General features: G+C 32.9%; 13 protein-coding genes and 1 other RNA gene. 2 read left to right on the plus strand and 12 right to left on the minus strand.

Annotated elements, in window-relative coordinates; genetic code table 11:
- Position 1: 1 nt before the first annotated feature.
- The 3 genes from ML436_07855 to ML436_07865 form a co-directional block, all read right to left on the minus strand.
- Positions 2-670: a tetratricopeptide repeat protein gene (locus ML436_07855; GenBank protein ID UMT77115.1), complete on the minus strand. Its 669-nt coding sequence runs from the start codon at positions 668-670 to the stop codon at positions 2-4.
- Between the two features lie 435 nt (positions 671-1105).
- Positions 1106-2224: a tRNA 2-thiouridine(34) synthase MnmA gene (gene mnmA / locus ML436_07860; protein ID UMT77116.1), complete on the minus strand. Its 1119-nt coding sequence runs from the start codon at positions 2222-2224 to the stop codon at positions 1106-1108.
- Entirely contained in the window at positions 2225-3367 is a 1143-nt protein-coding gene (locus tag ML436_07865) for a cysteine desulfurase (protein UMT77117.1), read from the minus strand.
- A 309-nt stretch (positions 3368-3676) separates the two neighbouring features.
- Here ML436_07865 and ML436_07870 point away from each other — a divergent pair, with 309 nt between their 5' ends.
- Positions 3677-4678: an LLM class flavin-dependent oxidoreductase gene (locus ML436_07870; GenBank protein ID UMT77118.1), complete on the plus strand. Its 1002-nt coding sequence runs from the start codon at positions 3677-3679 to the stop codon at positions 4676-4678.
- 406 nt (positions 4679-5084) lie between these two features.
- Here ML436_07870 and ML436_07875 read toward each other — a convergent pair whose 3' ends face one another.
- The 3 genes from ML436_07875 to ML436_07885 all read right to left on the minus strand — a co-directional run bounded on the left by ML436_07875 (position 5085) and on the right by ML436_07885 (position 5966).
- Positions 5085-5225: a hypothetical protein gene (locus ML436_07875; GenBank protein UMT77119.1), complete on the minus strand. Its 141-nt coding sequence runs from the start codon at positions 5223-5225 to the stop codon at positions 5085-5087.
- Between the two features lie 34 nt (positions 5226-5259).
- Positions 5260-5442: a CsbD family protein gene (locus ML436_07880; GenBank protein ID UMT77120.1), complete on the minus strand. Its 183-nt coding sequence runs from the start codon at positions 5440-5442 to the stop codon at positions 5260-5262.
- Positions 5443-5543: 101 nt separating this feature from the next.
- Positions 5544-5966, minus strand: coding sequence for an Rrf2 family transcriptional regulator (locus ML436_07885; protein ID UMT77121.1), 423 nt, complete (start codon positions 5964-5966; stop codon positions 5544-5546).
- 84 nt (positions 5967-6050) lie between these two features.
- Between ML436_07885 and ML436_07890 the strand changes: the two genes are divergently transcribed.
- The gene (locus tag ML436_07890) at positions 6051-7325 is read left to right on the plus strand and encodes a replication-associated recombination protein A (protein UMT77122.1); all 1275 of its coding nucleotides are present in this window, start codon (positions 6051-6053) and stop codon (positions 7323-7325) included.
- A 163-nt stretch (positions 7326-7488) separates the two neighbouring features.
- Here the strand turns inward: ML436_07890 and ML436_07895 are convergent, their stop codons facing one another.
- The 6 genes from ML436_07895 to dtd form a co-directional block, all read right to left on the minus strand.
- Complete coding sequence (locus ML436_07895) at positions 7489-8262, minus strand: tRNA threonylcarbamoyladenosine dehydratase (protein ID UMT77123.1); 774 nt, start codon at positions 8260-8262, stop codon at positions 7489-7491.
- A 192-nt stretch (positions 8263-8454) separates the two neighbouring features.
- A non-coding RNA gene (ssrS, locus tag ML436_07900) (6S RNA) lies at positions 8455-8645 on the minus strand.
- A gap of 77 nt (positions 8646-8722) precedes the next feature.
- Positions 8723-10489 carry an aspartate--tRNA ligase gene (gene aspS / locus ML436_07905; protein UMT77124.1) on the minus strand — a complete coding sequence of 589 codons (1767 nt, stop codon included), beginning with the start codon at positions 10487-10489 and terminating at the stop codon, positions 8723-8725.
- A gap of 15 nt (positions 10490-10504) precedes the next feature.
- On the minus strand, positions 10505-11767 hold the full coding sequence (hisS, locus tag ML436_07910; protein UMT77125.1) for a histidine--tRNA ligase: 1263 nt from the start codon (positions 11765-11767) through the stop codon (positions 10505-10507).
- Positions 11768-12222: 455 nt separating this feature from the next.
- Positions 12223-13098, minus strand: a complete 876-nt coding sequence (locus tag ML436_07915; GenBank protein UMT77126.1) for an N-acetylmuramoyl-L-alanine amidase — start codon at positions 13096-13098, stop codon at positions 12223-12225.
- A complete protein-coding gene (gene dtd, locus ML436_07920; protein ID UMT77127.1) occupies positions 13095-13547 on the minus strand; it encodes a D-aminoacyl-tRNA deacylase in 453 nt (150 codons plus the stop codon). Before dtd ends, ML436_07915 begins: the two co-directional genes overlap by 4 nt.
- Between the last annotated feature and the right edge of the window lie 2 nt (positions 13548-13549).

Here is a 13549-nt window from a genome sequence, read left to right on the forward strand (position 1 = left end):
ACTATTCCTCCTCTTTCATTGTGGTGAATGTTTTCAATGCGTGTTGACTTAACAAATGTTTAGGGTCAATTCTTACCGCTTCTTTAAAATGGCCGATAGCTTCGTCAATATCTTCATTTTTCATAAATGTTGCTAAGCCTAAGTTGTATCTTGCATCAACATGATTTTCATCAATAGTTAAAACATGTTTAAGTTGTGTAATAGCTTCATCGAACATTTCAAGTTGACATAAGACAAGACCATATTGAAATTGAACTTCTATATCATTATTTTCATCTAATTCAGCAGCAGTCATTAAAAATGGTAAGGCTTGTTTAAATGCTTCTAATTGATTAAACGCCATACCAATCATATAGTTACAATCAACTTGTTCAATGTTTGTTCGCAACGCTTGTTGGTATAATTTAATCGATTCTTGATAACGTTGTTGATTGTAATATATGTTAGCTAAATTATAAAAAACAATACCATTTTGTGAATCGATTGTTAAAGCTTTCTGGAAAAATCGTTCTGCTTTTTCAATCTCATTTGCATCTGCTAAAACAATACCGGCATTAATATAGTTTTCAATTATAGTAGGATCTTCTTCGATATTATCGAAAAGTGCTTGTAACGCAGCTTCTATTTGCCCATTTTGAATGTATTGATATATTGTATGTTGATCTATCATGTCCGAACCTCATTTCTTAACAATTATAACATTTCGATAATTATCCTGTCTCAAATCTTATGACAGTTGTAATTTGATATTATTATGTATTTTTCATCCAATACAAAGCGAGCCTGAGACATAAACGTCCTAGGCTCTTCAATGTTATATTGGCGGGGGGCCCCAACTTGCACATTATTGTAAACTGGCTTTCCGCCAGCTTCTGTGTTGGGGCCCCAACATAAAGCAATACTTTTTCTTTAGAAATTAGTATTTCTTATGCATGAGTTTTACTCATGTATTCCTATTTTTAAGTACACATTAGTTGTGGCTAATGTGTAAGAACCACTACATAGTAAATCATTAGTGGCTCTACACTGTCCGACTCGCAACATGATGGGTTAAAAATCACATATCATATATATAATATTACTTAATCATTTATATCACAAAAATTTATACGACATAATTTAGTTGGCCTGCATTTTTATATACATCATCAATTGTTGCTCCTCCAAGACAAACATCACCTTGATAAAAGACAACAGCTTGTCCCGGTGTGATTGCTCTTACAGGTTCATCAAAAGTAACACGTATAGCATGTTCATTTTCACGCTTTACAAAAACTTTAGTATCTTTTTGTCGATATCTAAATTTCGCAGTACATTCAAAACCATTTTCTAAATCATTATCTTCAGGATTAACAAACGAATAATCAGAAGCAATAAGGTAATCACTGTAAAGCGCATTGTGATGGAAACCTTGTTCTACATATAGAATATTGTCTTTTAAATTTTTACCAACTACAAACCAAGGATCACCATCACCACCGATACCTAATCCATGTCGTTGGCCAATCGTATAATACATCAAACCACTATGTTTACCCATTTTTTTACCATCAAGTGTTACCATATCGCCTGGTTGTGCAGGTAAATATTGAGACAAGAATGTTTTAAAGTTTTTCTCACCGATAAAACAAATACCAGTTGAGTCTTTTTTCTTGGCAGTAACAAGTCCTTGTTCCTCAGCAATACGACGTACTTCACTCTTTTCGATATCTCCGATTGGGAACATTACATTTGAAAGTTGATCTTGAGACAATTGATTTAAGAAATACGTTTGATCTTTATTATTATCAACGCCTCGCAACATTTCAACATGTCCATCTTCATGACGACGAATACGTGCATAATGTCCTGTTGCCACATAATCCGCACCTAAATTCATCGCATGATCTAAAAATGCTTTAAATTTAATTTCTTTATTACACATTACATCTGGGTTTGGTGTGCGTCCTTTTTTATATTCATCTAAGAAATACGTAAATACTTTATCCCAGTATTCTTTCTCGAAATTCACAGCATAGTATGGAATGCCTATTTGATTACAAACTTCAATAACATCATTGTAATCTTCTGTAGCTGTACACACACCATTTTCATCTGTATCGTCCCAGTTTTTCATAAATATGCCTATGACATCATAACCTTGCTCTTTTAATACATGTGCTGTTACAGAACTATCTACACCGCCTGACATGCCGACCACAACACGAACATCTTTATTTGACACCTATGACTCCTCCTTAAATTTAAAATATATTTTGTGAATTTCAGCTACAATTGTATTGATTTCATTTTCAGTAGTTAATTCGTTAAAACTAAATCTAATTGAATGATTTGAACGTTCTTCATCTTCAAACATCGCATCTAAAACATGAGATGGTTGCGTTGATCCTGCTGTACAAGCTGAACCTGATGAAACATAAACTTGAGCCATATCCAGTAACGTTAACATTGTTTCCACTTCAACAAATGGGAAATAAAGATTTACAATATGCCCTGTTGACTCCGTCATAGAACCATTTAATTCAAACGGAATAGCTCTTTCTTGTAACTTCACTAAAAATTGCTCTTTCAAATTCATTAAATGAATATTGTTATTGTCTCTGTTTTCTTCTGCTAATTGTAATGCTTTAGCCATTCCAACTATTTGTGCAAGATTTTCAGTTCCTGCACGACGCTTCAATTCTTGTTCTCCACCAAGTTGAGGATAATCTAATGTTACGTGATCTTTAACCAGCAATGCACCTACACCTTTAGGACCACCAAATTTATGTGCAGTAATACTCATTGCATCAATATTAAATTCATCAAATTTTACATCAAGATGCCCGATTGCTTGTACTGCATCAACATGGAAATATGCATTAGTTTCAGCAATAATATCTTGAATGTCATAAATTTGTTGAACTGTACCAACTTCATTATTTACAAACATAATCGATACTAAAATTGTCTTATCCGTAATAGTTTCTTCTAATTGGTCTAAGTCAATTGCACCAGTATCGTCAACATCAAGATAAGTTACATCAAATCCTTCTCGTTCAAGTTGTTCGAATACATGTAACACGGAATGATGTTCAATTTTTGAAGTAATAATATGATTACCTAACTGTTCATTCGCCTTTACTATGCCTTTAATTGCAGTATTATTTGATTCTGTTGCACCGCTTGTAAATATAATTTCATGGGTATTTGCACCTAATAATTGGCCAATTTTACGTCTTGATTCATCTAAATATTTACGTGCTTCTCTACCTTTAGCATGAATTGAAGATGGATTACCATAATGAGAATTGTATATTGTCATCATCGCATCAATCACTTCAGGTTTTACCGGCGTGGTCGCAGCATAATCTGCATAAATTTCCATGTTTGGACACTCCTCACAATTTTATCAATGTTCCAATAATAGCACCTTACATACTATTTTTCTACTTTTCTGTTTAACTTTATTTATAATGTTTTTAATTATATTTTACCATTTTCTTTACGTCCTTATCGAGAGACTTTTCAAACTTTAGCAGTTTAATTATGTCGTTTTTTAAAATCAGTAATCCTAGATTTTTTAAAATTACTATTATGTGATACAAAACTCTTTTTAAATTGAGCAATTTTATATTTATCTTCACATTCGACTGGTATACTTCTTATATCATATAGATGAAAGGACGTTGCAAAAATGACGATTAAATATTCAGCTTTAAACCTTGTACCGATTCGTGAAGGTGAAAATGAACGTACAGCAATTATTGATATGATAACACTCGCACAAAACTTAGATGACTTATCATATGAACGATACTGGATTGCTGAACATCATAATGCACCAAATTTAGTCAGTTCTGCCACAGCTCTATTAATTCAACATACTTTGGAACATACTAAACAGATTCGTGTTGGCTCTGGAGGTATCATGTTGCCTAACCATGCGCCTTTAATTGTTGCCGAGCAATTTGGCACTATGGAAACATTATTCCCTAATCGCGTTGATTTAGGACTAGGTCGTGCACCTGGAACAGATATGATGACAGCGAGCGCATTAAGACGCGATCAACATGATGGCGTATATAAATTTCCTGAAGAAGTGTCATTATTACAACAATATTTTGGTCCTAGTAACCAACAAGCATATGTACGAGCTTACCCAGCTGTTGATAAACATGTACCATTATATATTCTTGGTTCGTCGACTGACTCTGCTCACTTAGCGGCTCGTAAAGGACTTCCTTACGTATTCGCAGGCCATTTTGCACCTCAACAAATGAAAGAGGCAATCGAAATTTACAAAGAATTATTTGAACCTTCTGATGTATTAGATGAACCATATGTGATTGTTTGCTTAAATGCAATTGTTGCCGAAACTGATGACGAAGCACAGTTCCTAGCATCGACAATGGCACAAGTGATGGTTAGTATAACACGAGGAAGAATGCAACCAGTTCAACCTCCAACACATGAATTACAAAGTATGTTAACACCGAGGGAATACGCAATGGCCATGGACAGACAACGTCATTCATTAATCGGATCTGAACATACTGTCAAACAACAGATTCAAAATTTTATTAATGTTTATGGTGAAGTAAATGAAATAATGGTCGTAAGTTACATTTATGATAAAGACAAGCAAATCGAATCGTATCGTAGATTTAAAAACGTTATAGATCAGATGAACCAGTAAAATATTTTAAAATGCAATAATTTTTTTATTTTGAATACGCTCAACTATATATTTCCATAAAAATTGTAGGGAAGAGGTCGGGACAAAGTGTTTAGAATTTGAGCAGAACAGAACGATGAGCAAAATTGTTTTCTAAATTTTGTCGAATTGTGAGAGTTTCTGCCGAAAATCCTGCTTTTGGGACGCCGTTAATCGGTTTCCCAGAGCACAAAAACTTTATGTCTCAACCTCAACAGATTAGCTACCTAATCTACTTTATGTATTGTCATAAATTTCCGTAAAATTTTTTGAGAAAATATAAATCTCCCCATTTCCATTAAACTTTTGAATGTTTAAGAAATGGGGAGTTATTTATTGCTAACGAAAAAATAACGTTTTTATTTGATATATTAACTTTCAAATGTAATTATTTATCTTCGTCTTCTTTTTTCTCTTCTTTATTTGAACCTGTATATTCATTAATTTTATCTTTTACTTTTTGAACTTGTTCATTGTCACTATTTTTAAATTTATCTACTGCATCTTTAGCTTTATCCATAAAACTCATATTTATCTCTCCTCTTGTGAAAAATTATTTGTATTTATTTTTTTAGTTTGTCAATTGCATCTGTTATTTTGTTTTTAGCATTTTCAACGACTTCTTTTGCTTTACCAGCCGCTTTATCTTCTTGTCCTTCTTTTTCTAATTCTTTATTATCTGTTACGTTCCCTACCGTTTCTTTAACGTTTCCTTTAAATTGATCGAATTTACTTTCATCTGCCATAGTAAAACCTCCTCTGATGTATAATTTTATATACCACAAAGGAGGCGTTTTAAACATAATATAATTTAGTTCTCATATTAATTTTCAAACTCTAAAAATAATTAAATATAAAACATGTATCCATCTAAATCTTCACTTGTATCGACATATTCCGCCAAATATTTCAATGTCGTATTATCTAAAACGTCTCTAACAGCGTCCCTCATACGAATCCATAATTGCTTTTGTGCGGGCGGTTCTGATTCAATACTTTCAACAAACGTAATGGGACCTTCTAATAATCTTATAATATCCCCTGCAGAGATTTCTTCCGCTGGTACTCTTAATTGATAGCCACCTTTAGCACCACGTACACTTCGAATTAATCCCGCATTTCTTAATGGACCTACGAGTTGTTCTAAATACAAATCGCTTAAATTATTTTCTTCAGCGATTGACTTTAATGATATACATCCTTGCCCTTCTTTTTTAGCAAGGGAAATCATTAATGTAAGTCCATATCTCCCTTTAGTAGAAATTTTCATTATATAACCTCACTTAATTCGAATATTCATATTCCCATTTTATCATTTTTTACGTTAAGATAGTATTAGAAAGGTGTGACAAATGTGAGTACAGAACCATTAGCGTCGAGAATGCGCCCTAAAAACATAGATGAAATTATATCCCAACAACATTTAGTTGGTCCACGCGGCATTATTAGAAGAATGGTTGACACTAAAAAATTATCCTCGATGATTTTTTATGGCCCACCTGGTATTGGAAAAACAAGTATTGCTAAAGCTATTTCTGGAAGCACTCAATACAAGTTTAGACAATTGAATGCGGTAACAAATACGAAAAAGGATATGCAACTCGTTGTAGAAGAAGCTAAAATGTCTGGTCAAGTCATATTACTACTAGATGAAATACATCGATTAGATAAAGCTAAACAAGATTTTTTATTGCCACATTTAGAAAACGGTAAAATCATTTTAATTGGTGCTACAACTTCTAATCCTTATCATGCCATTAATCCTGCAATTCGCTCAAGAGCGCAAATTTTTGAACTATATCCACTTAACGATGATGATGTCCGTCGTGCATTAAATCGTGCAGTTGAAGATGAAGAGAACGGATTAAAGACATACCAACCAAAAATTGATGAAGATGCGATGATTTACTTTTCTACACAAAGTCAAGGTGATGTTCGAAGTGCCTTAAATGCACTTGAATTAGCTGTATTGAGTGCTGAAGTAGATAAAGATGGAAATCGACACATTACATTACAAGATGCGAAAGATTGTCTACAAAAAGGTGCATTTGTAAGTGATAAAGATGGAGACATGCATTATGATGTTATGAGCGCATTCCAAAAATCTATTCGCGGTAGCGATGTGAATGCTGCTTTACATTATCTAGCACGGTTAATTGAAGCTGGAGATTTACCTACAATTGTTCGACGTTTATTAGTCATCAGTTATGAGGATATCGGCTTAGCGTCACCAAATGCCGGTCAAAGAACACTTGCTGCTATTGAATCAGCTGAGCGCCTTGGTTTACCTGAAGCCAGAATACCTTTAAGTCAAGCAGTCATTGAACTATGTTTATCTCCTAAGTCCAACTCAGCAATGAGCGCTATTGACAGTGCATTATCAGATATTAGAAAAGGAAATGTCGGTCAAATTCCTAATCATTTAAAAGATGGACACTATCAAGGTGCAAAAGATTTAGGGCATGCTATTGGCTACAAATATCCACACCAATATGTGAACGGATATGTTTCACAACAGTATTTGCCTGATAAACTTAAAAACAAAATATATTATGAACCAAAAACAACATCGAAAAGCGAACAACAATTTAAAGAAGTATATAACAATTTATTAAAGCAAAGACCATAGAAAATATGTTCAATCAATTTCAAAATATTTATAATCTTAACAACATATAAAAACTGACTAGGCCATGATGCATCGTATGATACATTTAAGAACTAGTCAGTTTTTATTATTTTTATGCAATTATATCTGCGCTATTATTAATTTGAATTTACTTTAATAAAAATTATTGTCCTTTGTCTTTAATACGTCGCACAGGAATGTCTTTTAATACATCATTTACGACGTAACTCGCACAAATTAATCCAACTACACTTGGTACAAAAGCATTAGATGAAGGCGGCATTTGTCCTTTTCGGTTAATTGCATTTTTATCTCCTACTACTTCTTTTACATCTTCTCTAATAACTATTGGACTTTCATCTGAAAATACAACAGTTATACCTTTACGAATACCTAATTTTTTCAATTTATGACGTATAATTTTAGCCATAGGATCAGTATGCGTTTTAGAAATATCAGCTATTGTAAAACGCGTTGGGTCTGTTTTATTTGCAGCACCCATACTCGAAATTACTTTAATTCCTCTTTCAAGACATTCTTTCATTAAATGAACTTTATACATAATCGTATCACTAGCATCAACAAAATAATCTATATCATAATTATCGAAAATTTCTTCATATGTTTCTTCTGTATAAAACATATGTAAAGGCGTAACTTTACAATCTGGATTGATTAATTTAATGCGTTCTTCCATAAGCGAAACTTTACTTTGACCTACAGTTGTAGTTAGAGCATGTAACTGTCTGTTTACGTTTGTAATATCAACATCATCTTTATCTATTAATATAATATGTCCTATATTTGTTCTTGCTAAGGCTTCAGCAGCAAATGAACCTACGCCTCCAACACCTAATATGACAACCGTTTGTTTCTTTAATAAATCTAATCCTTGTTGTCCTATTGCAAGTTCATTTCTTGAAAATTGATGTTTCATCATTATACCTCTTTCACTGATTTATACTTAATTACATAGTAACTTAATTTTTCAATTTTATCATTATAGGTTTAAATATTTTATTAATATAGCTACCATTTACTTGATCGTTAATCATTATTAATTAGATTTATTTGATTAATGGCCTTAAAGAAGCGCATAAAAATACGCAAGACAAAGTCTTGCGTATCGATAGAGTCCGTATTGCCGTAGTTATAATAGCTTGATCATTCGGCCTGTTATATACAGGTGGGTGCCCTGTTTCTTGTTTTGTACGTCCTTCAAATAAGGCGTGTACGCTGCAAGAAAACCCATTGGGCTCCCTTGATCAAAGAGTGTTAGGCCCAAATTAAAAAGCAAACTTACGAACAACTCAGATGACTATCTTATGATGTTATATTACCACAGATTTAAAATTAATGAAATTATAACAATCTAAAGTTTATTGATTTTTTAAAATTTAGTGACGAATTCGTAAAGAAAGTTCTTCTAATTGCTTATCTGATACTTCACCTGGCGCATTTGTTAATAGACATGTAGCTGATGCAGTTTTCGGGAATGCAATAGTATCTCTCAAGTTTGTTCTGTTAGTTAATAGCATAACTAATCGGTCTAATCCAAGAGCTATTCCGCCATGTGGAGGTGCACCATATTTGAAAGCATCTAATAAGAAACCAAATTGTTCTTGTGCTTGTTCTTTAGTAAAACCAAGTACTTCAAACATTTTTTGTTGTAATTCACCATCATGGATTCTAATTGATCCTCCACCTAGTTCATATCCATTTAATACTATATCATATGCATTTGCTTCAGCTGTTTCAGGAGCAGAATCAAGTTTGGCAATATCAGCTTCTTTAGGTGAAGTAAATGGATGATGTGCTGCTACATAACGTTTTGCATCTTCATCATATTCTAATAATGGCCAATCAGTTACCCATAAGAAGTTTAATTTAGATTCATCTATTAATCCTAATTCTTTAGCAAGTTTCACACGTAAAGCACCTAAACTTTGTGCTACTACATTTGGCTTATCTGCAACAAACATAACTAAGTCGCCAGCTTCAGCACCAGTTAATGAACGTAAAGTTTCAACATTTTCTGCTTCAAAGAAACGGCCAATCGGACCTGTCAGACCTTCTTCTACAACTTTTACCCAAGCTAAACCTTTCGCTCCATAAATATTTACAAATTCAGTTAATGCATCCATGTCTTTACGTGTATACTGCTCAGCAGCACCTTTAGCAACAATCGCTTTAATTTCACCATTGTTTTCAACAGTATCTTTAAATACTTTGAAGTCCATATCGCGTCCTAATTGTGAAACGTCAATTAATTCCATATCGAAACGTGTATCTGGTTTATCTGAACCAAAACGACGCATTGCTTCTTTGTAAGTCATTCTTGGAAACGCTTCTGTAATATCAACGCCTTTTACTTCCTTAACAACTTTTTTAAGCATTTCTTCACCCATCAACATTACATCTTCTTGATCAACGAAACTCATTTCGATATCGACTTGTGTAAATTCAGGTTGACGATCTGCACGCAAGTCCTCATCACGGAAACATTTTACGATTTGATAGTATTTATCAAATCCACTAATCATTAACAACTGTTTAAATAATTGTGGTGATTGAGGTAATGCATAAAATTCACCATCATGTACTCGAGATGGCACTAAATAGTCACGTGCACCTTCAGGCGTTGATTTTGTTAATACTGGTGTTTCAATATCAAAGAAACCTGCATCATCTAAATATTGTCGAATAGAACGCGTAATTTGATGTCTCATTTTAAACGTTTGAGCCAATTCTTGACGACGTAAATCTAAATAACGATATTTCAATCGAATATTTTCATCAACGTTTACATTTTCTTCATTTATTGAAAATGGCGGTGTCTCTGATTTATTAATAACTTTGATATTTGAAACTTGTACTTCAACTTGTCCAGTTTTAATTTTAGGGTTAACTGTTTCAGCATCACGTTTAGTAACTGTACCTTTAACTTCTACAACATATTCAGAGCGTAATGTTTCAGCAATTTTTAATGCTTCTTCTGAAAATGCAGGATTGAATACGATTTGTACAATACCTTCTCTATCTCTTAAGTCAACAAAAATCAATCCGCCTAAGTCACGACGATTGTTAACCCATCCTTTTAATGTAATTTCTTGTCCTAAAAATGCTTCAGTAACTAATCCACAATAAGTTGTTCTCTTACTCATATTTTAACGCCCTCTCTACTTCTTAAAATAATCGACTAATGCGTCTAATTGAATTGTTTCAGATTCACCAGTTGTCATATTTTTAACATTGATTTTATTATTTTCTAACTCTTGATCGCCAATAACGATAGTATGTTTAGCTCCCAATCTATCTGCTTGCTTCATTTGACCTTTAATTTTACGTTTTAAATAATCTTTATCAGCTTTAATACCATTATGTCTCAAATGATTTAATAATTTAACAGCATAGCGATCTGCTTGATCACCCATTGTAACTACGAATAAATCTAAATTTTCTTCGATATCAAGTTCAATACCTTCTTCTTCGAGTGCAAGTAATAAACGTTCTATACTTAATGCAAAACCAATGCCTGTTTCACTTGGTCCATCCAGTAATTCTAACAATCCATTATAACGACCACCGCCACATAACGTTGTGATTGCTCCATCATAATCTGGGTTATCCATCATTAGCTCGAAAGCGGTATGTGTATAATAGTCCAAACCACGTACTAAATTAGGATCCTCAACATATGGAATACCTAAATCATCTAAGTAAGTTTTTACCTGTTCATAATATGCTTTTGATTCTTCATTTAAGAAATCAGTGATTCTAGGTGCTGTTTTAACCGCTTCTTTATCACGGTCAACTTTACAGTCTAAAATTCGCATTGGATTAGTGTGTAAACGTGACTGACAATCAGAACAAAATTCATGAATCACAGGTTCAAAGTGTTTTACTAAAGCTTCGTTATATTCTTTACGAGATTCCATGTCCCCAACACTATTAATAACTAGCTTTAAATGTTTTAACCCAAATGATTGGTAAATGTGCATTACCATTGCCAATACTTCTGCATCTACACTTGGATTTTCAGCCCCAATTGCTTCTACACCAAATTGATTGAACTGGCGATAGCGACCTTTTTGTTTACGCTCATATCTAAACATTGGCCCATTATAATATAATTTTATTGGTTGATTTGGATTTCCTTGCATTTTATGTTCAATATATGAACGCACAACTGCAGCTGTTCCCTCAGGTCTTAATGTAATGCTTCTGTCACCTTTATCTTTAAATGTATACATTTCTTTCTGTACAACGTCGGTAGAATCACCAACACCTCTTGCAAAAAGATCTGTACTTTCAAAGATTGGCGTTCTTATTTCTTTATAATTGTAAAATGTCATTAGTTCATCTAATTTATTTTCGATGTAACGCCACTTTTTCGAATCTTCAGGTAAAATATCCTGCGTTCCTCTAGGTATTTTAATCATTTTTGACATCTCCCTTGGCAAATTATTTTTTCATTACCTTTACTTTTTCTAAACAATAAGGGATTACAATTTATGTTCAGGCTATTCATTTTATTTTTTAAAAATTAAAAAAGCCCTTGCACAGTTTATAACTGTACAAGGGACGAATATCCGTGTTGCCACCCTTATTGATTTAATAGTTCTCTTACAACTGCTACTTTACGTTACAATTATAAATAGTTATTAAACCCACTCAAAACGTTTAACGTACGTTCAACGGCTTTACTTTCATAAAGCACCTTTTCTTGTGTTCAATGTATTAAACTACTCAGTATAATCTTTCAGTCTAAGGATTATATTCCTGCACAATCATTAATAGATTGCTACCTATTTCATTTAACATTTCAAGAATATTAACGGTTTTAGTTATAAAATTCAATATCAATGATAACTAGTTTCACATGTTTTTGCAAGCCCTATGCTGAAAAATAAAATTTCAGACCGTCTACAATTGCTTGTTCTAATATCTGTCTATGTAATTGATCTTTAATCATTGTTTCGTCTGTTGGATTACTAATATAACCTAATTCCAATAACACTGCAGGAACTTTAGTTTGTCTTAAAACTTGATAGTTTTCTTGTCTTGAGCCACGATTAGAAAGCAATCCCTTTTTTTGAATTGTGGCGTCTAAAGTATCTGCTAGAGCTCTTTGATTATCATGATACCAATAGACTGTCATTCCATTTGCATTTGATGATTCTAATGCATCATTATGTATACTTATATAGGCATCGCCTTTAATATCACGATTTTCTAATGAAACGTATGTATCGTCAGTTCTTGTCATTTTAACTGTCGCGCCTTCTTTTTCTAATGTACGCTGCAACTCTTTCGCCGTTTTTAGTGTGTAGTCTTTTTCTAAACTTTTATATTTAGTATTGCTTGAAGCACCCTGGTCACTTCCTCCATGACCAGGATCAAGCACTATCGTTTTGCCTTGTAAAGGATTCTTTTCTTTAGCGTTATCTGCAACAATATCTAAATTCGTATGCCAACCAGCTATCCAACCTTTTTCGTTACCGGATGCATCTTCAACTTCAATCCATTTACCTACTTTACCTATCTTTTTAAAATGGTCACCTTTTTCAACTTTGTATATGACTGGATACGCAGCATTTGGACCTGTACGTAATTCAGCATTCTCAGTGATTGTTATATTACCACTATCTTCACTATTACTATTTAATAGCAAGAATAAAAAGATGATAAATAAGATAAAGGCAATTACTACTATTAGAGTACGTTTGTTTTTAAGACCCTTTTTAGATAACCATGCCTCTATTTTTTTCATTGGATTTTGCCATCCTGACTTTCATAAATAATTGTAACTGGACCATCATTATTAATATCCACATTCATATGCGTTCCAAATTCACCTGTTTTCACAATCAAACCATATGATCTTAACGACTCGTTAAAATAATCATATATTTTCATTGCTTCATCTGGATTTTTAGAATTAGAAAAACCTGGACGGTTACCTTTTTTAACATCTGCATAAAGTGTAAATTGTGAAACTGATAATATTTCACCATTCATTTGTTGGATATTAAAATTTAATTTATCATTGTCATCTTCAAATAACCTTGCATTTGCAATTTTCTTTGCAATAACATCTGCGTCTTGTTCTGTCGAATCTTGACCTATACCAACTAATAAGCAATATCCTTTTCCTATATGATTATTAATTGAATTATTTGTCACCGATGCCTCTTTCACTCTTTGTAAAACTACTTTCATAT

It is taken from the genome of Staphylococcus roterodami (assembly GCA_022493055.1).
Classification (GTDB): domain Bacteria; phylum Bacillota; class Bacilli; order Staphylococcales; family Staphylococcaceae; genus Staphylococcus; species Staphylococcus singaporensis.